The organism is Hafnia alvei, assembly GCF_034424155.1.
GTDB classification, from domain to species: Bacteria; Pseudomonadota; Gammaproteobacteria; order Enterobacterales; family Enterobacteriaceae; genus Hafnia; species Hafnia alvei.
In genome coordinates, this window is the sequence record NZ_CP139992.1 from 1,379,906 (window position 1) to 1,399,333 (window position 19,428).

General features: G+C 51.0%; 19 protein-coding genes and 2 pseudogenes. 7 read left to right on the top strand and 14 right to left on the bottom strand.

Annotated features, from left to right (window positions below; genetic code table 11):
- Positions 1-195: 195 nt before the first annotated feature.
- Entirely contained in the window at positions 196-1,248 is a 1,053-nt protein-coding gene (aroG, locus tag U0008_RS06470; protein WP_025800725.1) for a 3-deoxy-7-phosphoheptulonate synthase AroG, read from the top strand.
- Between the two features lie 68 nt (positions 1,249-1,316).
- Here the strand turns inward: aroG and U0008_RS06475 are convergent, their stop codons facing one another.
- The 14 genes and pseudogenes from U0008_RS06475 to nlpA form a co-directional block, all read right to left on the bottom strand.
- Positions 1,317-1,736 carry a Spy/CpxP family protein refolding chaperone gene (locus U0008_RS06475; RefSeq protein ID WP_025800726.1) on the bottom strand — a complete coding sequence of 140 codons (420 nt, stop codon included), beginning with the start codon at positions 1,734-1,736 and terminating at the stop codon, positions 1,317-1,319.
- Between the two features lie 219 nt (positions 1,737-1,955).
- A complete protein-coding gene (gpmA, locus tag U0008_RS06480; protein WP_025800727.1) occupies positions 1,956-2,708 on the bottom strand; it encodes a 2,3-diphosphoglycerate-dependent phosphoglycerate mutase in 753 nt (250 codons plus the stop codon).
- 224 nt (positions 2,709-2,932) lie between these two features.
- Positions 2,933-3,286, bottom strand: a complete 354-nt coding sequence (locus U0008_RS06485) for a PsiF family protein (protein ID WP_025800728.1) — start codon at positions 3,284-3,286, stop codon at positions 2,933-2,935.
- 210 nt (positions 3,287-3,496) lie between these two features.
- Positions 3,497-6,637: an efflux RND transporter permease subunit gene (locus U0008_RS06490; RefSeq protein ID WP_043491922.1), complete on the bottom strand. Its 3,141-nt coding sequence runs from the start codon at positions 6,635-6,637 to the stop codon at positions 3,497-3,499.
- Positions 6,634-8,151: an efflux RND transporter periplasmic adaptor subunit gene (locus U0008_RS06495; RefSeq protein ID WP_043491925.1), complete on the bottom strand. Its 1,518-nt coding sequence runs from the start codon at positions 8,149-8,151 to the stop codon at positions 6,634-6,636. Before U0008_RS06495 ends, U0008_RS06490 begins: the two co-directional genes overlap by 4 nt.
- Entirely contained in the window at positions 8,148-9,404 is a 1,257-nt protein-coding gene (locus tag U0008_RS06500; RefSeq protein ID WP_043491927.1) for a TolC family protein, read from the bottom strand. The genes U0008_RS06495 and U0008_RS06500 overlap by 4 nt, the downstream gene beginning before the upstream one ends.
- A gap of 12 nt (positions 9,405-9,416) precedes the next feature.
- Entirely contained in the window at positions 9,417-9,791 is a 375-nt protein-coding gene (locus tag U0008_RS06505; protein WP_043491930.1) for a copper-binding protein, read from the bottom strand.
- A gap of 87 nt (positions 9,792-9,878) precedes the next feature.
- Positions 9,879-10,304, bottom strand: a complete 426-nt coding sequence (locus tag U0008_RS06510) for a hypothetical protein (protein WP_043491932.1) — start codon at positions 10,302-10,304, stop codon at positions 9,879-9,881.
- A gap of 268 nt (positions 10,305-10,572) precedes the next feature.
- The gene (locus tag U0008_RS06515) at positions 10,573-10,704 is read right to left on the bottom strand and encodes an Hcp family type VI secretion system effector (protein WP_268989300.1); all 132 of its coding nucleotides are present in this window, start codon (positions 10,702-10,704) and stop codon (positions 10,573-10,575) included.
- Positions 10,705-10,978: 274 nt separating this feature from the next.
- Complete coding sequence (locus U0008_RS06520) at positions 10,979-11,500, bottom strand: DUF2778 domain-containing protein (protein ID WP_043491934.1); 522 nt, start codon at positions 11,498-11,500, stop codon at positions 10,979-10,981.
- A gap of 208 nt (positions 11,501-11,708) precedes the next feature.
- A pseudogene (locus U0008_RS22575) lies at positions 11,709-11,941 on the bottom strand (IS3 family transposase); the annotation flags it as partial.
- 105 nt (positions 11,942-12,046) lie between these two features.
- Positions 12,047-12,181, bottom strand: a pseudogene (locus tag U0008_RS22580) (IS3 family transposase); the annotation flags it as partial.
- Positions 12,182-12,370: 189 nt separating this feature from the next.
- Complete coding sequence (locus tag U0008_RS22585; RefSeq protein ID WP_441667601.1) at positions 12,371-12,514, bottom strand: small membrane protein YohP; 144 nt, start codon at positions 12,512-12,514, stop codon at positions 12,371-12,373.
- A 44-nt stretch (positions 12,515-12,558) separates the two neighbouring features.
- Positions 12,559-13,374 carry a lipoprotein NlpA gene (gene nlpA / locus U0008_RS06530; RefSeq protein ID WP_043491938.1) on the bottom strand — a complete coding sequence of 272 codons (816 nt, stop codon included), beginning with the start codon at positions 13,372-13,374 and terminating at the stop codon, positions 12,559-12,561.
- Positions 13,375-13,741: 367 nt separating this feature from the next.
- Here nlpA and mdcA point away from each other — a divergent pair, with 367 nt between their 5' ends.
- The 6 genes from mdcA (at position 13,742) to U0008_RS06560 (ending at position 19,416) form a co-directional block, all read left to right on the top strand.
- Positions 13,742-15,403, top strand: coding sequence for a malonate decarboxylase subunit alpha (mdcA, locus tag U0008_RS06535; RefSeq protein WP_043491939.1), 1,662 nt, complete (start codon positions 13,742-13,744; stop codon positions 15,401-15,403).
- Positions 15,403-16,257, top strand: coding sequence for a triphosphoribosyl-dephospho-CoA synthase (locus tag U0008_RS06540; RefSeq protein WP_043491940.1), 855 nt, complete (start codon positions 15,403-15,405; stop codon positions 16,255-16,257). Before mdcA ends, U0008_RS06540 begins: the two co-directional genes overlap by 1 nt.
- A gap of 52 nt (positions 16,258-16,309) precedes the next feature.
- Positions 16,310-16,612, top strand: a complete 303-nt coding sequence (gene mdcC / locus U0008_RS06545; RefSeq protein WP_025800740.1) for a malonate decarboxylase acyl carrier protein — start codon at positions 16,310-16,312, stop codon at positions 16,610-16,612.
- Positions 16,605-17,471: a biotin-independent malonate decarboxylase subunit beta gene (locus U0008_RS06550; protein ID WP_043491941.1), complete on the top strand. Its 867-nt coding sequence runs from the start codon at positions 16,605-16,607 to the stop codon at positions 17,469-17,471. The genes mdcC and U0008_RS06550 overlap by 8 nt, the downstream gene beginning before the upstream one ends.
- Entirely contained in the window at positions 17,468-18,283 is an 816-nt protein-coding gene (gene mdcE / locus U0008_RS06555; RefSeq protein ID WP_043491946.1) for a biotin-independent malonate decarboxylase subunit gamma, read from the top strand. Before U0008_RS06550 ends, mdcE begins: the two co-directional genes overlap by 4 nt.
- 173 nt (positions 18,284-18,456) lie before the next feature.
- Positions 18,457-19,416, top strand: coding sequence for an AEC family transporter (locus U0008_RS06560; protein ID WP_025800743.1), 960 nt, complete (start codon positions 18,457-18,459; stop codon positions 19,414-19,416).
- The last annotated feature ends 12 nt before the right edge of the window (positions 19,417-19,428 follow it).

Consider the following 19,428-nt stretch of genomic DNA (forward strand, 5'->3'; position numbering starts at 1 on the left):
AATATCCATCTATGCTGATTAATACGTTTAAAATCAGCATCAATGATGACTCATGATGAAGTGATGACCGTAGTTGCTAGGCTGTCGGGGGCTTAAATCAAGAAATTGTTGAACAAACCCCGTTTACAATTGCCGCGTAAAACGGCTAGATTGGAGATTCGCCTATTAATCCCCTTCGACACCAACGGAATAGTTATGAATTACCAGAACGACGATTTACGCATTAAAGAAATTAAGGAACTCCTGCCACCTGTTGCCTTGTTAGAGAAGTTTCCGGCAACGGCGTTTGCAGCAGAGACGGTGTCGCAGGCCCGTGGTGCAATTCATCAAATCCTCAAAGGCAAAGACGATCGCCTGCTGGTGATTATCGGCCCATGCTCAATTCACGATATTGAAGCCGCCAAAGAATACGCGCAGCGCCTGCTCAAGCTACGCCAAGAACTCAACGGTGAGCTTGAGATTGTGATGCGCGTGTATTTTGAAAAACCACGCACCACCGTGGGCTGGAAGGGATTAATCAACGATCCGCATATGGACAGCAGCTATCAGATCAACGACGGTTTACGCATTGCGCGTAAATTACTGTTGGATATCAATGATATTGGTATGCCAACGGCGGGTGAATTCCTTGATATGATCACGCCACAATATTTGGCGGATCTCATGAGCTGGGGCGCTATTGGTGCGCGCACTACGGAATCACAGGTTCACCGCGAGCTGGCTTCAGGCTTGTCATGTCCTGTTGGATTTAAAAACGGCACCGATGGCACCATCAAAGTCGCTATTGATGCGATCAACGCGGCAAGCGCGGCGCATTGCTTCTTGTCAGTCACCAAATGGGGTCACTCTGCGATTGTGAATACCAGCGGTAACGGCGATTGCCATATTATTTTGCGTGGTGGTAAAGAGCCAAACTACAGCGCTGCACATGTACAGGAAGTGAAAGCGGGGCTAAAGAAAGCCGGTTTGGCTGAGCAGGTGATGATTGATTTCAGCCATGCAAATAGCAGCAAACAATTCAAAAAGCAGCTAGATGTTTGTACTGACGTTTGCCACCAACTGGAAGCGGGTGATAAAGCCATTATGGGCGTGATGATCGAGAGTCATCTTGAAGAAGGCAACCAGAACCTAGAAGGCACAGAGCCTCTGGTTTATGGCAAAAGCGTGACTGATGCGTGTATTGGTTGGGATGATACTGAAACGGTACTGCGCCAATTAGCACAGGCCGTGAAAGCACGTCGCGGTTAATCAGCTGTTTTACAAAAAAGCCCACTTCACGGAGTGGGCTTTTTACTAGATAAAATCCGATAGCAGTTTTACTGCTGCTGCATTTCTTGTGCTAAATCGCTTTTAACCTGTGCTTTTTGTTCTGGAGTTAAGATTTTGCTCAAATTAAAGAAATACTGCATACGATAGTAGCGAGCCTGCTCTTGTGCTTTACCGAAAGCCGCAATTTGTTTCTTAACCGCTGTTTCATCCCATTTACCTGAATCAATAATATCGATTAGTAGGCCATTCTGGATATCTTTTGTATCAATAGAGGCCATTTTCTTATCTGTTTCAGTCCGCAGGGCTTTAATCTTATCCACTTGAGATTGATTTAAATGCAGATGCTGGATCATTGGATCTTGCTGAGGTTCCGGTTGAGTGCTTCCGCTAGTATTGCTGGATGCTAAAGCGAAACCAGAAAAAACGAGCGCTGATGCAGCAAGAGTCAATTTAGAAAATTTGTTCATCAATGTAATTCCATAAAGGGAAAAGAAAATTAGTCCAAATAACTGTAAACCATTTATGAGTTAGTGTTGTAATGAAGTGTGTGAACTCGTGAACACAGATTGTTTAATTATGCATTGTGATTATTTATTAGTTGTGTGAATTTTTGTGATTATTCGCCACGGTACTCAGCAAGAAAAAAGCGCCCGAAGGCGCTTATTAATAATAAAACAGGAGGGAAATTATTTCGCTTTACCCTGATTAGCAACCGCCGCGGCTTTAGCTGCAATTTCATCTGCATCGCCAAGATAGTAACGTTTTAATGGTTTAAGATTTTCATCAAACTCATAAACCAACGGTACGCCGGTTGGAATATTCAGCTCAAGAATTTCATCTTCGCTTAAATTATCTAAATATTTAACCAATGCGCGCAGTGAGTTACCGTGTGCTGCGATAATGACGCGTTCACCGCTCGCAATGCGTGGCTTAATCACATCGGTCCAGTAAGGAATAACACGGTCAATGGTGGTCGCTAAGCTTTCGGTAACCGGCAGTTCCTGCTCGCTGAGTTTGGCGTAGCGAGGATCGTGGCCCGGATAGCGCTCATCTTCTTTGGTTAACTCAGGAGGTGTAACGGCAAAGCCACGACGCCACAGTTTGACCTGATCGTCGCCATATTTTTGTGCGGTTTCAGCCTTATTCAGCCCCTGCAAAGCACCGTAATGACGTTCGTTCAGTTTCCATGATTTTTCAACCGGCAGCCATTGCTGCTCCAGTTCATCCAGCACATTCCACAAGGTGTGAATCGCACGTTTCAGCACTGATGTGTATGCAAAATCAAAAGAGAAACCTTGTTCTTTTAAAAGCTTACCCGCCGATTTTGCCTCGGAACGTCCTTTGTCAGAAAGCTCAACATCCGTCCAGCCAGTGAAGCGGTTTTCTTTGTTCCACTCGCTTTCACCGTGTCGTACCAAAACTAATTTAGTCACAGCCATGGGTAAACTCCTTAGCGTAATTTATTAAATGATAACTATTATCATTATATTGCCATCGTATAGGAAACAGCAATAGCTGAGTCTAAACATAGCTAATTTCAGCGCGTATGTGTACGTGTTGAGTGGGGAATTCGTGCGAGATGCAATGTGTTATGTCTGTGGATGGATGGGGAAATAAGCTCGCGTCCTCCCATAACGTGAAGAACGCGAGCCAGACCGCAGAATTATTTTTTCTTCAAGCAGTCGCTCATGAAGGTTTTACGTTCGCCTTCTTTAAAGGTTTTGCTTTTGGCTTCCGCGTTACAGGTTTTCATTTTCTGCTGCTGTGGCGTTAGCGTGGTGGCGGTTGGATTCGTTTCCGCTTTTAAGCAGGTGCTCATAAAGGTTTTACGAGCGTCACCGCTCAATGACTGGCTGCTTGCCTGCTGGCTACAGTCGGTCATTTTCTTTTGCTGAGCTAACTGTTTTGCCGAAGGCGCTTTTACTGCTTTTGCATCGGTAGATGCCGGATCTGCCGCCAGAGCGCTGCCAGCCAGCAGTAAACCCGCCATTAAAGGGAGAACTTTGCGCATGAACATAACTGTTTCCTTATTTGCCGAATTGTAGCTTTTTAGATGAATTTTTACTGACCCATTCATTTACGTAATAAGCGTAGATGGCAAATAGCAGAATTGGAATGAGACTTTTATAAAAAGCGCTTTAAAACAGTGAGAAACGGATAAATCTCAGAGGAATAGACAAAAAAAACACAGCCGAGACAGGCTGTGTTTTGACTTCAAACGTCGATTTTAATGTGGTTGCTTGGGAGCCGCTTTAACCGGATGAAGTAACAAATACACCGCAGGGATAACTAGCATCGATAGCAGCGGGGCGCTGACCATCCCGCCAATCATCGGCGCCGCAATGCGCTGCATGACTTCTGAACCGGTTCCGCCTCCCCACATAATCGGTAATAAGCCCGCCATAATGGTGGCAACCGTCATCACTTTGGGTCGAACGCGCAGCACCGCGCCTTCATGCAGCGCTGCCAGCATTTGTTTATGAGTGAGAGGTTGATCGCCATGCTGATGTTTGGCTACCGCATGGTTGAGGTACAGCAGCATAATGACGCCAAATTCTGCCGACACGCCCGCCAGCGCAATAAAGCCAACGGCTCCGGCGACCGAGAGGTTATAGCCCAATAAATAGAGCAGCCAAACGCCGCCGATCAAGGCAAAAGGAAGGGTGCCCATGATCAGCAAAGCATCGCGAATTTTGCCGAATGTGATATAGAGCAGCACGAAGATAATCATCAATGTTAACGGCAGAACCATCTGTAATTTGGCGCTGGCGCGTTCCATATACTCAAACTGTCCTGACCAACTTAAAGAAACGCCTTCGGGCAGTTTTACCTGTTCTGCCACGGCCTTCTGCATATCTTCCACCGCTGATTTCAGATCGCGCCCGCGCAGGTCAACGTATACCCAATCTGACAAGCGCGCATTCTCGCTTTTTAACATCGGCGGGCCTTCGCTGATCCGAACTTCGGCTAAATCTCCCAGCGCAACCTGAGCGCCGCTCGCCGTGACTACCGGCAAAGCACGTAGTTTTTCAACGGAATCGCGCACTTCACGCGGGTAACGGATATTGATAGGAAAACGCTCGCGGCCTTCAATGGTTTCACCAATATTTTCACCGCCGACAACGCTGGAAACCAGAGACTGAAGCTCTTTGACCGTGACGCCATAGCGAGCGGCTGCGGTGCGGTTAATATCAATATCGATATAGCGCCCACCGGTCATGCGCTCGGCCAGAGCCGACGTGACTCCGGGCACTTTTTGCACTACGCGTTCGATCTGCTCAGCCACTTCGCCGATCTGCTGCAAATTGTTGCCGTTTACCTTGATCCCTACCGGACTTTTGATGCCCGTAGACAGCATATCTAAACGGTTACGGATCGGCGGCACCCAAATATTGGCGATGCCGGGAACCTGTACGCGAGCATCCAGTTCGGCAATCAGTTTGTCCATCGTCATACCCGCGCGCCATTGGTCACGTGGTTTGAAGCGAATGGTCGTTTCCAGCATCGTGAGCGGGGCGGGATCGGTCGCGGTATCCGCTCGGCCTGCTTTGCCAAATACGGTCTCAACTTCAGGCACGGTTTTGATCAGGCGGTCGGTGAGCTGTAACAGTCGGCTGGCTTCGCGCGCTGAAATACCGGGCAATGCGGAAGGCATATACAACAAATCACCTTCGTCCAGCGACGGCATAAACTCGCTGCCTAAGCGGCTTAAAGGATAAGCCGTTGCCAGCAACAGCGCGGCGGCAATCACCAACGTGGTTTTCGGGCGGGCCAACACCCAGTCTAATAACGGGTGATAGGCTTTAATCAGCCAGCGGTTTATCGGATTAGCATTTTCATCCGGTATCTTGCCACGAATAAAATAGCCCATCAGCACCGGAACTAGCGTAATCCCTAAACCGGCTGAGACCGCCATGGCATAGGTTTTCGTGAACGCCAGCGGGGAGAACATTTTCCCTTCCTGCGCCTCAAGTGCAAACACAGGAATAAAGGACAGCGTAATAATTAATAAGCTACAAAATAGCGCTGGGCCCACTTCGACCGCGGCTTTCTCTGCGATCTTCCAATATTCTGCGCTGCTTGGCGTGCGGTTTTCATGATCGTGTCGCCACTGTTCCAGCACCTTATGCATGTTTTCGATCATCACGATCGCCGCATCCACCATCGCCCCAATGGCGATCGCGATCCCGCCGAGTGACATAATATTGGCGTTGACCCCCTGATAATGCATGATGACAAATGCACAGAGTATTCCTAACGGCAGGCTGATAATTGCCACTAACGCCGAACGGAAATGGAACAGGAACAGAGCACAGATAACGGCGACCACCACGAACTCTTCCAGCAGCTTATGTGAAAGGGTTTCGATAGCGCGTTCAATGAGCTGAGAACGATCGTAGGTGGTGACGATCTTCACGCCCGGTGGCAAACTTTTTTGCAGCTGGTTCAGCTTGTCTTTCACCGCGTTAATGGTGTCTAAGGCGTTTTTCCCTGAACGCATCACGATGATACCGCCAGCTACTTCGCCTTCACCGTTAAGCTCGGCCACGCCGCGACGCATCTCAGGCCCTAAACGCAGCGTTGCCACATCTGAGAGCATGACGGGAACGCCGTTACGCGTGGCGATAACCACGTTGCGGAAATCATCCAAGGATTGCAGATAGCCCGAGGTGCGAACCATATACTCCGCTTCGCCAAGCTCTAAAACTGAGCCTCCGCCTTCCTGATTTGCCGCCTTAATGGCCGCCGTTATTTGCTCATGCGTCACGTTAAGCGCACGCATTTTTTCAGGCTGCAAAACGACCTGATATTGACGCACCATACCGCCCACGCTGGCGACTTCTGATACGTTTGGCACCGTTTTTAATTCATATTTCAGCGTCCAATCCTGTAACGCGCGAAGATCGGCCAAACTGTATTTCCCGGTGGTATCTGTGAGCGCATATTCATATACCCAGCCGACGCCGGTGGCATCGGGGCCAAGAGAGGCTTTAGCCTCAGGCGGTAGCGTTGACTGCACTTGGCTGAGATATTCGAGAACGCGTGAACGCGCCCAGTAAGGGTCTGTGCCATCGTCAAAAAGTACATACACATAGGAATCACCAAACATCGAAAAACCGCGCACGGTTTTCGCACCGGGCACCGAAAGCATGGTGGTGGTGAGTGGATAGGTGACTAGGTTTTCGACCACCTGTGGAGCTTTTCCCGGATAGCTGACACGAATAATGACCTGCGTATCAGAGAGATCGGGCAGCGCATCCAACGGGGCTTTTTGTACGGCCCACAGCCCCCAGACAGCTAAACCGATAGCCGCCAGCAGGACCAATAGACGGTTTTTGAGCGACCAGCGAATAACGGCGGCAATCATGGGCGGCCTCCCGACATATCCATTTTCATGTCTGCGGGCATGATGTGGCGGATGACAATTCCGCTGTCATCCATCGTAAAGCTAAAGCTGACATGCGACCCAGTCTGGACGCCTTCAGGGAGCTTGCCGCCTGGCAGGGTGAAATCCATGGTCATCGGACCCCATTTCAAGGCCGGAATCGCTTCGTGGCTGATCGTTAAACTCTCGCCCGTTATCGCCTTAATCACGCCGGTGGTGGAGTATTGAGTCTCCTCCGGCTCTTGCTTAGCTTGAACTTCAGTAGACGTTTTTGCCTCGCTAAACTGCGGCAGCGCGTTACGCAGGCTGGCTTCAGAATCCAGCATAAATTGACCGGACGTTACGACCGGCTGGCCTTCTTTTAGACCCTCTAAGATCTCCACCCAATCGCCTTGGCTCTCGCCGGTACGCACCTCCACCGGGGTGAAATGCCCGTTGCCATCGCTGAGCAGCACATGGCTGTTTTCACCGGTGGTGATTAACGCGGATTGCGGAATCGCCAAGGCGCTGCGTTCGTGACTGCTGGCACTTGCGACGTTGAGGTACATCCCCGGTTTTAATTGTTGCTGCGGGTTGCTGAGCTCAATTCGGGCTTTCAGGTTACGGGTGGTGGCATCGAGTTCGGGCAAAAGCTCGCTCACGCGGCCATCATAGCCGACGCTAGGCCATGCGCTGCTGGTGGCGGTGACGCGATCGCCCAAGCGGATCCTCTCGGCCTGTGACTGCGGATAGTCAATAACCACCCAAACTGGATCGAGGCTTGCCAATTCAAATAGCGGCTGAGCGGTGGCAACCTGCTGTCCTTCACGCACTTCCAGTTTAGATACGTAGCCACTGCGTGGTGCGGTGATGGTCATTCGCGGCTGCACTTTGCCGCTACGTTCTACGGCTCGGATAACGCTTTCGGGCATGAACTGTAGCGCTAGGCGCTGACGAGCTGCCTGCGTTAGCGCCGAATCGCCCACGGCGCGGATAGCCAGATACTCCTGCTGAGCGCTGCTCCAGCTAGGGTTCCAGATAACAGCCAGCGTTTCACCGGCTTTAACGCTTTGCTGTAGCGCTCTCACTTTCAATTGCTCGATAATACCCGCGCTGGGCGCAGAGAGCGTGCTCAGCGTGCGCTCGTTAACGGCGACGGTGCCATAGGCTTTCAGGTTGCTGCTAAACGTATGATGCTCGGCGGGTGCCGTTTTAATGCCGAGATTCTGCTGCTGGCGAGCGCTAATGCTGACGCCGGTATCCGATTCCGACCCTGATTCACTGGCATAGCGTGGCACAAGCTCCATATCCATAAACGGAGATTTCCCCGGTTTATCAAATCGCTGGCCGGGAACCATCGGATCGTACCAATACAGCACTTTACGTCCCGCTTCGGCGGTCTGTTTGCTGGGGACTGCACCATTGTTATGTTGGGATTGTGAACCTAATTTGTATCCGCCCCAGCCCGCAGCGAGCAAGGCAATGACAATGGCGCTAAGGGTAAATTTGTTATTCATTGGGCAAACTCCTGCGGGATGAGATAGCGGATCGAGGCCCAGATTTTGGCCATTTCACGTTCAGCCGTGACGGATGCCAACTCGCTCTCTAACAGGGCGCGGCGACCACTCATCACCTCGGCTAAGGAGCTGCTGCCTGCACGATACTGTGCTTCTAGCAGACGGATTTTCTGTTGCTGTAGCGGCACGATTTCCTGCTGCTGGCGCTGCCAGCGGCTTTGGGCGGCCTGATACTGAGCGATTAACGTATCTAACTGTGCGCGATGATCGCGTTGGAGTAACGTAAGCTGGTCGTTCGCTTCCATGCTGCGGGAAACTTCGGCAGCGTAATCTTTATCCTGCCGTTTGGATTTAAACAGCGGGAGATCGACGGTAAACATCACGCCAGCCATATCTTCGTAGTCATCCCCACGCTTGGCGTAATAAACCTCAACGCCCACGTCGGGTACTGCGGCCAGTGCGGTTTGCTCAGAACGGGCATGCGCAACGTCTGATTCACGCTTGGCCTGTAGAACTTCAGGATGTTCATCAATGGCCTGAATCAAAACATCGCGCTCGGCGGGTAAACGCTGATACCGCGGCAGCGAGCCCGCAGTACGCACATCGTTTTCGCCGGTCAACTGCATCAGACGCGCCTGAGCAACCTGAACATCACGGCTGGCATCGGTCACGAGATCCTGCATGGCGGCGAGCGTAAGTCTGGCATCAATTGCGCTGCTCGGCGCACTGCCGTTGGCGACGCTGGCATTTTGCAATGGAACCTGACGTTGGCCTTCATGCACCAGTTTTTTTGCCTGTTCTTCGCTGCGCTGTGCCAAGGCCAGATCGAGCCACGCTTGCGCGGTATCTCGCTGGAGCTGAGCGCGGATCGCTAGCGAATTGGCCGCGGTTTTTGCCGCTTCAGCGCGTAAGGTATCGGCCTTACGTTCGCGTTTTTCGCTGCTGACGTAGTCCTGCATGATCCCTATACGCTGCATGGTCATCCCTTCGCGCGTAAGACGACGACCGTTATCCCCACCGACGGGGACGTTTTCGATGCCAAATTTTAATTTTGGATCGGGAAGTTGCGTGGCAGAGTCAGCCATGTTTTCCAGTGCATTAACCTGATGTTGGTTGGCCGAGAGCGCCGCAGAATATTTCTGCGCGGCGTTCAGGGCTTCATCCAAGCTCAGGCTTGCCGCCTGAGTGGCGGCAGGCAGGAAAAACATCGCCGCCAGCCACGCCGCAATGCGGCGCTGCTTTCGGTTTTGCATGATGTTTCTCCGTTACTGAGCTGGGGTGATTTCAGTTAATTGATAACCGGATTCAGTTTGAATAAAGCTGAAATTCACTTTGCTACCCACGGCCAGTGGCTTGATGGCTGGCGCAGAGGGCAATGCAAAGGTCATGGTCATGGCTGGCCAATGCAGTTCAGGGATCGGGGCGTGCGTTAATGAAACGCCGCTTTCTTGGCTCCAGCTTTTTACCACACCGGTCGCGTGGTAAGACGCCGCGTTTGATTCATGATGCGGCATGTCACTCATGTTATGCATGGTGCTCATGTCGTGGCCGGTGTTGGCCATAACTGGTGCAGCAAGAGTAAAAACAGAAAAAAAGGCAGTGGTTGCGAGTAGAGCGCGGATGTTTTTAGCGTAAGACATAAGATTAACTCCTGTAAAAATAACGAAAACCCGCTGCGTATAGGCGACGCCACGCAGCAAAACGACATTGAGGTTTTACGTCAGGAGTTATTCTCTAAAGCGGCAAAAACGTATTTCGGCTGGAGGGCCGATAGAAGGGGGCTGGCGCCATTCGGTATCGCAAGGCAGTTCTACTGCGGCCACATCAATGGCGGCGAGTTCAGAACTGACAGGGATCGCGTGGAGCGTGAGCTGGGTTTCACCGTTGTCTTGTTTCATGCTGTCAGGGGAACAGTGTTTTTCACACATGGTTTCCGACACTTGCATGTGATGCGCCACAACGTCGGGTGCGCCTTGCATATGCGTGATGTGCTGCACCATCGGCGCAGGGCCATCAACGTTCATATTGCATTGATGTCCAGCGATGGCGAGCTGAGCGTTCAACAGCGTCCAACAAGCCACTAATACAATCGCCCACACGTTTTTCACGCGTAGATTATGCATTTGTTGCTGAAGCTTGCTGCTCATAAACATAGAAATTGACAGTCACCCTAATGAAACGGCTTTCAGTGTAGCGTTTAGCATTGCGTGCTAACAAGGAATGATGGGTAAAGAACTGTCAGGAGGAGATATTTCGGATAATCAGGGAGTTGATTTAACTTTTTGGTTACTGGGGGGATTCAATTTTGTATCAATTATATTTAAGTCCTGTCGAGTTTAGTGTTCCGTTTGGCTTGAGCCTATGGAAAAAAGGGAGCCCTGCGGCCTTTGTCCTACTTTCTTTCTCGATCATGGATGAGTACTAACGTGTGCCGGTAATTTTTCCATTGGCGCTGTCGACTGGGAGGTTGATACCGTGGCTCATACCGATAACTTCAATACTGCCTTCACGAACTTCGACGTCAACTGATATCTTTGATGTCAGCGCCGCCATCATCTTAAGCCATAAGTACGGATGATTGGCGTATCATTCGCCCCTGATTTTTCTAATTGACTTCATTGCAACCCAATAGATTACTGTGGTTATCGAGAACACCGTTAGGACGTCGAGATAGAAATAAGTGTCATAAATGGTTTCGGCGTTAACGTCGCCGTAGAAGAAATTGCATGCCTGTGATGCGAAGTCTTGGTTAATGTAGACTTCAGGATTATTCAGCGTACGGCATATTACCAGGGAGATAGCGATATAGACTGCTACCTTCCCGACCCTACGGGCAAGTGTTGGTATAGCCACCGTCTACCACCTCAACCCATCCACGGGCCATAAGGGAACGCATACAGGGAACCTGCATAGGGGGAGTATTCAGAAGGGCATTGCGGATAATAGCGAAATCAGAGTTATGGACAATGGTGATACAGCCTTCAGACAAAGTACCGGGATGCAGCCGGAACAGGCCACGGTAAACGTCACCAATCCACGTATTGTCATCAATGCTCCAGTCATCCTTGTACAGTGCAAACCATTCATCACGTCCGAACGCGGCACCGTGCCGGTATTTGTTCCAGGTGTCCTGTATCTCAGCCTTACGCTTTGAGAAGAAGCCACCGCCTCCACGCTCAACAATCCAGTATTTACCCGGCGGTAATGGACCATCCCCTTTAACAGTCCGGCAAGCCGCTTTATTGCGATAAATGCCATTTCCAGAGAACGCCATGAACACGCCGACGCTGAACAGATTGAATGGCGCGTAATAGGCACCGTTTAAAACCAACTTCCCTTGTAACGCCATAAACCACCAATATCCATGTTATTTGTATTGGTAATACTACGAGCAAACACAGGGATTAAAATCGTTTTTTTGTTACATAAAAATACCAGGAATCAATATATTGAAAGGACAAATAGCTCAGTGGTATTCATTATGAAAATCCGCATTGCGCGCTATTTTTAGAAGTTTAAAGTTCGATAGTACGAACACATGAATCGGCACCGATAATCTAGACATTTCTGAGTCGTTGATAATCTTGATTTTCATAATCCGTCGGTGGCATTTGCTCACTCGAACCATGCTGACGCTTAATGTTATAAAACATTTTGATGTAATCAAAAATATCACTGCGGGTTTCTTCCCGCGTTCCGTAGATCTTTTCTGTATCCGTTCACGATTCAGTAACTGGAAAAAACTTTCTGTAACAGCGTTATCGTGACAGTTATCACGACGCCTAATACTGTCCTCCCCTTTACGCGCTCGTGGACTTAGGTACCCGCCCTGAATTTTTATTCCGGCACGCTTCATCAACTGCCAGACTTGGTCAATCCCGCACTGTTGCTCGCTATTTCTCAGTTCGATATGGATCTTGCGATAGCCATAAACGCAACCGGACTCCAGCCAGAACTGTTTGATTTGTCCTGTTAGCCCCAGATCTGCCTGGTGCCGTCTTGAATGTGGTTGTTGAAGCCAGATGAAAATCCACTAGGATGAACATCTAGCACCCGACAAAGCAGATGAATAGGCCAGCAAAAGGTGCTGTCACAAATAAAGGCGTACCTCATCGGACGCCTTCAATAATGTACTAATTTAGCTCGATACAGATAGGCGGATGAAACCTTACACCAAGCCCCCACAAACGGATACGTCTGAACCCTTATGGGTTATCCCCTAAAAAATCAGCTTAAACACGCCCGTAATCGTCAACAGCCCCACAATAAAGATAATCGCAATAACCCATAAGAGAATTTTCATTTGCTGCTCCTTATCTATTTTTAGTCGCTGAAAAAAACGCCCTAAGTGGGCGTTAGTCATATTGAGTATAGATCAAGAAAAGCAAATGCTTAGGATATTGCGATCTACCACCCTTGTACGGCACCGCCGTTGAATATCTTCTGAGCTGCGGCGGCAACTTCTGGTGATTCATAAGATTTCACGAAGTCTCGGACATTCTCGGCGTCTTTATTATCTTCGCGGGTGACGATGATATTGACGTAAGGCGACTCTTTATCTTCAATAAATACGCTGTCTTTGACCGGCGATAGCCCGGTTTGCTGTAGATAGGTAGTGCTGATAATCGCCACGGTGACTTTCGGATCTTTTAACACGTGCGGAAGCTGCGCGCCTTCAAGCTCCATAATATTTAAATCGAGCGGGTTGGAGGTAATATCAATCGAGGTTGGCAACAGGCCTTTATCCTGTTTTACCGTAATCAGCTTCTCTTTTTGCAGCAGCAATAATGCGCGACCCAAGTTGGTGGGATCGTTTGGAATTGCGATGGTGTCTCCCTTTTTCAGCTCAGAGACAGCTTTGATTTTGTCTGAATAGCCTGCCATCGGAAAAACAAAGGTGTTGCCGACGGCGACTAATTTATAGCCGTGCGCCTGATTTTGTTCGGCTAAGTAAGGGCGATGCTGGAAAACGTTAGCATCGAGTTCGCCTTTATCGGTGGCATCGTTAGGCAGCAGCGAACCACTAAATCCAACCAGCTCCACGTCGAGGCCATATTTTTCTTTTGCTACTTTTTGAGCCACCTCAGCCACATCCTGTTCAGCCCCGTTAATCACGCCCACTTTTATATGATGGGACTGATCGCTTTTTTGATCACAACCAGAGAGCAATGCAGCAGTGCTAAATAGCGCAACGAATAGCGTTGCGTTAAACGCAGATTTCATGAGTACCGTCCTTATGTTTTTCAATGGGGTGAGAAAGGTGCAACGCCAATATTAATTGCTTTTCTCAACCTTCCGCTTAATGGCTTTTGCCGACGTTAGCGCTTCTGTCGAAAGGTTATTTTGACGTCATATTCAGCATCGCTTTTTCACCTGCGTTTGTATGCTGATTATTTTTCATCATGCAGCCTGTTCTGCCCACTTAGCAAAGTAAATACCTGTTTTATAAGTCACCTCAATCATTACTCTCTGGCTAACGATTACGTGAATTGGTTAATTGATAGACGACTTTAGGAATTTTATGCTGGCCTCACTGCAAAAATTCTTACTCGCATGATGCGCTAATGAATTAAACCGGGGAGGTTTAGGTATGTCGCTTCATCAAACACCCACTCGCGTCTGGGATACCCGCCGTCAGGAAAAAAGACGTCGCGTTGAAAGCGTGCAGGGGCTCATCAACGGAAAAGTGATTCCAACCGATGATTTAACCGCAATTCTCGAAAAACTGATTGTCTCTGGCGACCGCGTTGTTATGGAAGGTAACAACCAAAAGCAGGCTGATTTCTTATCGCGCAGCTTGGCTGAGGTTGATCCGGCTAAAGTCCACGATTTGCATATGATCATGCCAAGCGTGGGTCGTGCAGAACATCTGGATATCTTTGAAAAAGGGATTGCTCGCAAGCTGGACTTTGCCTTCTCCGGCACCCAGAGCCTGCGCATCTCACAGCTGCTTGAAGATGGGCAGTTAGAAATTGGTGCCATCCATACCTACATCGAACTGTATTCACGCCTTTATGTGGATCTGGTGCCAAACGTGGCGCTGGTCGCCGGTTTCAAAGCAGACCGCCACGGCAATCTTTATACCGGACCCAGCACCGAAGATACGCCCGCGTTGGTTGAAGCTGCGGCGTTCAAAAATGGCTTAGTCATTGCACAGGTTAATGAGCTGGTCGATGACGAAACCGACCTGCCACGTGTTGATATTCCGGGTTCTTGGATTGACTTCGTTGTAGTTGCCGACAAGCCATTCTTTATCGAACCTCTGTTTACCCGCGATCCTCGTTTGATTAAACCCGTGCACGTCTTAATGGGCATGATGGCCATTAAAGGTATTTATGCCAAGCATCAGGTGCAGTCCCTCAACCACGGGATTGGGTTTAATACCGCCGCCATTGAATTGCTGCTGCCAACCTACGGTGAGCAACTGGGGCTGAAGGGCAAAATTTGTAAACACTGGACACTGAATCCGCATCCAACGCTGATCCCTGCTATCGAAAGCGGCTGGGTTGAAACCGTTCACTGCTTCGGCGGCGAACTGGGGATGGAAGATTACATCGCGGCACGTCCGGATATTTTCTTCACCGGTAATGACGGCTCTATGCGTTCAAACCGTGCTTTCTGCCAGATGGCAGGGCAGTACGCGGTGGATATGTTTATCGGCTCCACGCTGCAAATTGACGGCATGGCGCACTCTTCAACGGTTACCCGTGGTCGCCTGTCTGGTTTCGGCGGTGCGCCAAATATGGGACACGATCCGCACGGTCGCCGTCACGCGACACCAGCTTGGCTCGATATGATCGAAGAGCCGGATATGTTAGCACGCGGCCGCAAGCTGGTGGTTCAGATGGTTGAAACCTTCCAAGCCGGTGCGAAACCGACCTTCGTTGAAAAACTGGATGCGATTGACGTGGCCAAAGAATCGGGCATGCCGCTGGCTCCGGTCATGATTTACGGCGATGACGTAACTCACGTACTAACCGAAGAGGGGATTGCCTATCTCTACCGTGCCCGCTCGTTAGAAGAGCGTCGTGCGATGGTGGCGGCAGTGGCGGGGATCACCGATATCGGTTTGGGCGTTGATGCTAAGCGCGTTGCCGACCTGCGTCGTGAAGGCAAAGTCGCCTTCCCTGAAGATATGGGGATCCGCCGTACCGACGCAACGCGCTCGTTGCTGGCTGCGGGTAGCGTATCCGATCTGGTTGAGTGGTCTGACGGTTTATACAACCCACCCGCTAAATTCCGGAGCTGGTAATGAAAATCCAACCCTATTCACGCCATTCCGACGCCGATGACGCGGCCAGTTTACTCGCTAAACAGGCAACGCAAGCGCTGCTGGACGAGGCTCGTCTGTCTCCAAAACCTGGCTTGGTTGATAGCCGCGGTTCTGGCGCACATCAGGATTTAACGCTGGATCTGATGGAGCGCTCGGCACACAGCTTAACGCCCGCGTTTCAGCAGCTCGCTATCGCAAGCTGGCAGCGTCCGGTAGACAGCGCGCTGCGTCAGGAGATTGGAAGAATAGGGCGGGACGGTGAGCGCAGCATGATGCTGGCGACGCAGGGCGTTAATACCCACCGTGGTGCTATTTGGGCGCTGGGATTATTGGTGAGCGCCGTCGCCATGCAGGCAGCGAAGGGGGACGTGTACTCAACGCTCAGTCTGGCCGCGCAGGTTGCACGTTTGCCCGACCATGCAAGCCCAAAAGTATTCAGTAAGGGGCTTCGAGCGACTCAACGTTACCAGGTTCCCGGTGCACGTGAAGAGGCACAGCAAGGCTTTCCACATGTGATAACGCTGGCTTTACCTCAGCTGTGGCGCAGCCGTCAGCAAGGGGCAACGGAACAAGAAGCTCAGATTGATGCGCTGATGGCCATTATGACCTCGCTTAGCGATACCTGTGTGCTTTCTCGTGGTGGTTTATCTGCCCTGAAAGCGATGCAACAGGGGGCCGCCGAAGTACTTGCCAACGGCGGATATCAAACGCCAGCGGGTCGTGTAGCGTTAGCGCATTTGGAAGCCCGTATGCTGGCTGACCACGTTTCTCCCGGTGGAGCCGCAGATTTACTGGCCGCCGCGCTGTTTTTAGACAGAACCTGCCGCCAATAGGTGGGGCGTCAAGATGCGCGTCGGCGGTTAGACAACGAATAAAGAGGACGTTATGGAACGTATTGAACTGAGTTATCCGGCAAGCGAAACGCTGCCGAACAAAGCATTAAGCGGCGTCGTCGGTTCCGGCGATATGGAAGTGCTGTTTGCGCCTGAACAGAGCGCAGGCACGCTGTCCGTGGTGATTAAAACATCGGTAGACGGCAGCGGTCTGCGTTGGCAACACCTGTTTGAGCGCTTAGCTAGCCTGCGTACTTTGCCCGCAGGGCGGTTAGAGATTAATGATTTCGGTGCAACGCCGGGTGTGGCTCGCCTACGTATCGAACAAGTCTTTGAGGAGGCAACTCATGCGTAACGATCTCAGTTTTATCGAACTCAGTGCTCGCGAACGTGCGCGTCGTTTACTGGATGCCGGTACTTTCCGTGAATTATTAGGCCCCTTCGAGCACATCACATCGCCGTGGTTAGAACCTCAGGGTATTGTGACGCAGGCCGACGACGGCATGGTAGTAGCTAAAGGCACCATCGAAGGGAAACCCGCGGTCGTGGTTGCGGTTGAAGGCGCTTTCCAAGGCGGCAGCATGGGCGAAGTGTCCGGCGCCAAAATGGCCTCAGCGTTAGAGCTGGCCGCAGAGGATAACCGCAACGGTATTCCAACGCAGGCTGTTTTGCTGTTAGAGACCGGCGGCGTGCGTTTGCAAGAGGCTAATCTCGGTTTGGCAGCCATTGCGGATATTCATGCGGCGATTGTCGATCTGCGTCGTTATACGCCGGTAGTGGGTATTGTTGCCGGTACCGTTGGCTGCTTCGGCGGTATGTCGATTGCGGCCGCGCTGTGCAGCTATTTGATCGTAACCCGTGAAGCGCGCTTAGGCCTTAACGGCCCGCAGGTGATTGAGCAAGAAGCGGGGATTGAAGAGTATGACTCGCGCGACCGTCCATTCATCTGGAGCATGACCGGTGGTGACGTTCGTTATCGCAATGGTTTTGTTGATGTCGAAGTCCCTGATGGTTTAAACGCGGTAAAACAGGCGATGAATCAGTGCATTGCCCGTGGCGTTCCGGAACAACATCGTTCAGATAAATTCGCCCAGTATCTGACCGCGCTGCAAGGGTTCGATACTCGCCAGCAGGCAACGGCTGAACTGGCCGCCGAACTTTTCTCTCAGAATCATCTCTCTGCTAAAGACCGTTCACAGGAGGATCGCGCATGAGCACCTCAACAGCACACACCGCCAGCCGTGGCCGCTACTGGTTTTCCTTACTGACTCAGGGCGCCACTCAGCGTCAGGGGCAATGCGAATCGGTGAAAGCCGCCGATGGTGAAATTGATGGCCAGGCCGCACGTTTTATCGCGGTGGTTCCAGACGCAAACAATCATTACCCGCGTGCGGTTAACGGCGAAGTCGGTCTGCTCGAAGGCTGGACGTTGGCACAGTTGGTGAGTGAAGTCGTTGAAGCTGACCAAGACAAGCCGCAGAAGCGCGCCGTCGTGGCCGTGATTGATGTGCCAAGTCAGGCCTATGGCCGCCGCGAAGAGGCGTTTGGTATTCATCAGGCCTTAGCCGGTGCCGCAGGCGCTTACGCTAAAGCGCGTTTGGCGGGTCATCCGGTGATTGGCTTAATCGTCGGTAAAGCGATGTCCGGCGCTTTCTTAGCGCACGGCTATCAGGCTAACCGTCTGATTGCGTTCAATGACGCGGGCGTAATGATTCATGCGATGGGGAAAGAGTCTGCGGCGCGCATCACGCTGCGTTCCGTGGAATCGCTGGAGAAATTAGCCGCGACTATTCCGCCGATGGCCTATGACATTAAAAACTACAGCACGCTGGGCCTATTAGACCAGCTGCTGGACATCAACGATCCGCTTAATGCCAGCGCAGACGATCTGGCTCGCGTGAACAGCGTACTGAGTGAGGCCATTGCCGATGCTCGCCAACAGGGCGTTGATCTCAGCAACCGTTTAGGCGCCCACAATCGCCAAAGCTCTTCTCTGGTTCGCAGCCGTATGCGCGCCGAGTGGTAACGCGTTAAACACTCTAAGACCGACCGTTAGTTTTAATTATAACGCTGGGAACGATGCAAATGTATCGCACCCAGCGAGTCTTCACCTGCCCGCTAACGACTGTTTTATAAAAAGAAAATAACGTTTTAACTGAATTTTTCTGTAACGCTTTTTGTTTTTATACAAGGTGATTTATGACATACGTAATTATTCACGCCCTCGCTCCCATCTTCGTCATCATGCTGCTCGGCTTTTATGCCGGTAAAGCAAAGATGGTCGATAACAAAAATGTTTCTTTACTCAATATCTTCGTGATGGACTTTGCTTTGCCTGCGGCGCTGTTTAGCGCCACGGTGCAAACGCCGTGGAGCGGCATTGTTCAGCAGTCTCCGCTGATTGTCGTTCTGGTATTAGGCATGTGGATTACCTATGCCGCCATTTATTTTATCTGCACCAAAGTCTTTAAGAAAACCCCACAGGACGCAGCGGTTCTGACGCTAACCGTAGCGTTACCTAACTACGCCGCACTGGGCTTACCAATTTTAGGCAGCGTGCTGGGCGAAAGTTCTGCTACGTCGCTGTCGGTTGCGGTGGCTATCGCCTGTGGTTCCGTGCTGATGACGCCGTTCTGTCTGCTGATCCTCGAACGTGAAAAAGCGCGTGAGTCGGGTGCGATTCAGGGTTCAACTCTGACCATGCTGCCGGTTCTGATGTGGCGTTCGGTGAAAAAACCTATCGTGTGGGGGCCGTTGCTGGGGGTTGTGCTGTCAGCCATCGGTATTCATATGCCTGAAATGGTGCTGGCTTCAATTAAACCGTTGGGCCTGTCTGCCACGGCTTCGGCGCTGTTCCTGACCGGTGTGATCCTGTCTGCGCGTAAACTGCAAATCAACACCTGCGTGGTGCTGTCTAGCGTCACCAAGCTGCTGATTCAGCCCTTCATTGCGTGGGGAATCGTGTTGGCGATGGGCTTGCATGGCGATGTTGCCGTCACGGCCATTCTGATGATCGCGCTTTCTGCGGGCTTCTTCGGTATCGTATTCGGCAACCGTTTCGGTGTGCAGTCTCCTGATGCCGAAGCCACGCTGTTGATAAGCTCCGTGCTGTGTATCATCACACTGCCGCTGTTTATTACGCTCACCGCAGGAATTTAAATAAGGAATCCG

Bases quoted from the DNA above. Each gene is read 5' to 3' on its own strand.
- aroG (WP_025800725.1), top strand. From the start codon at position 196: ATGAATTACCAGAACGACGATTTACGCATTAAAGAAATTAAGGAACTC.
- U0008_RS06475 (WP_025800726.1), bottom strand. From the start codon at position 1,736: ATGAACAAATTTTCTAAATTGACTCTTGCTGCATCAGCGCTCGTTTTT.
- gpmA (WP_025800727.1), bottom strand. From the start codon at position 2,708: ATGGCTGTGACTAAATTAGTTTTGGTACGACACGGTGAAAGCGAGTGG.
- U0008_RS06485 (WP_025800728.1), bottom strand. From the start codon at position 3,286: ATGTTCATGCGCAAAGTTCTCCCTTTAATGGCGGGTTTACTGCTGGCT.
- U0008_RS06490 (WP_043491922.1), bottom strand. From the start codon at position 6,637: ATGATTGCCGCCGTTATTCGCTGGTCGCTCAAAAACCGTCTATTGGTC.
- U0008_RS06495 (WP_043491925.1), bottom strand. From the start codon at position 8,151: ATGAATAACAAATTTACCCTTAGCGCCATTGTCATTGCCTTGCTCGCT.
- U0008_RS06500 (WP_043491927.1), bottom strand. From the start codon at position 9,404: ATGCAAAACCGAAAGCAGCGCCGCATTGCGGCGTGGCTGGCGGCGATG.
- U0008_RS06505 (WP_043491930.1), bottom strand. From the start codon at position 9,791: ATGTCTTACGCTAAAAACATCCGCGCTCTACTCGCAACCACTGCCTTT.
- U0008_RS06510 (WP_043491932.1), bottom strand. From the start codon at position 10,304: ATGTTTATGAGCAGCAAGCTTCAGCAACAAATGCATAATCTACGCGTG.
- U0008_RS06515 (WP_268989300.1), bottom strand. From the start codon at position 10,704: ATGGCGGCGCTGACATCAAAGATATCAGTTGACGTCGAAGTTCGTGAA.
- U0008_RS06520 (WP_043491934.1), bottom strand. From the start codon at position 11,500: ATGGCGTTACAAGGGAAGTTGGTTTTAAACGGTGCCTATTACGCGCCA.
- U0008_RS22585 (WP_441667601.1), bottom strand. From the start codon at position 12,514: ATGACTAACGCCCACTTAGGGCGTTTTTTTCAGCGACTAAAAATAGAT.
- nlpA (WP_043491938.1), bottom strand. From the start codon at position 13,374: ATGAAATCTGCGTTTAACGCAACGCTATTCGTTGCGCTATTTAGCACT.
- mdcA (WP_043491939.1), top strand. From the start codon at position 13,742: ATGTCGCTTCATCAAACACCCACTCGCGTCTGGGATACCCGCCGTCAG.
- U0008_RS06540 (WP_043491940.1), top strand. From the start codon at position 15,403: ATGAAAATCCAACCCTATTCACGCCATTCCGACGCCGATGACGCGGCC.
- mdcC (WP_025800740.1), top strand. From the start codon at position 16,310: ATGGAACGTATTGAACTGAGTTATCCGGCAAGCGAAACGCTGCCGAAC.
- U0008_RS06550 (WP_043491941.1), top strand. From the start codon at position 16,605: ATGCGTAACGATCTCAGTTTTATCGAACTCAGTGCTCGCGAACGTGCG.
- mdcE (WP_043491946.1), top strand. From the start codon at position 17,468: ATGAGCACCTCAACAGCACACACCGCCAGCCGTGGCCGCTACTGGTTT.
- U0008_RS06560 (WP_025800743.1), top strand. From the start codon at position 18,457: ATGACATACGTAATTATTCACGCCCTCGCTCCCATCTTCGTCATCATG.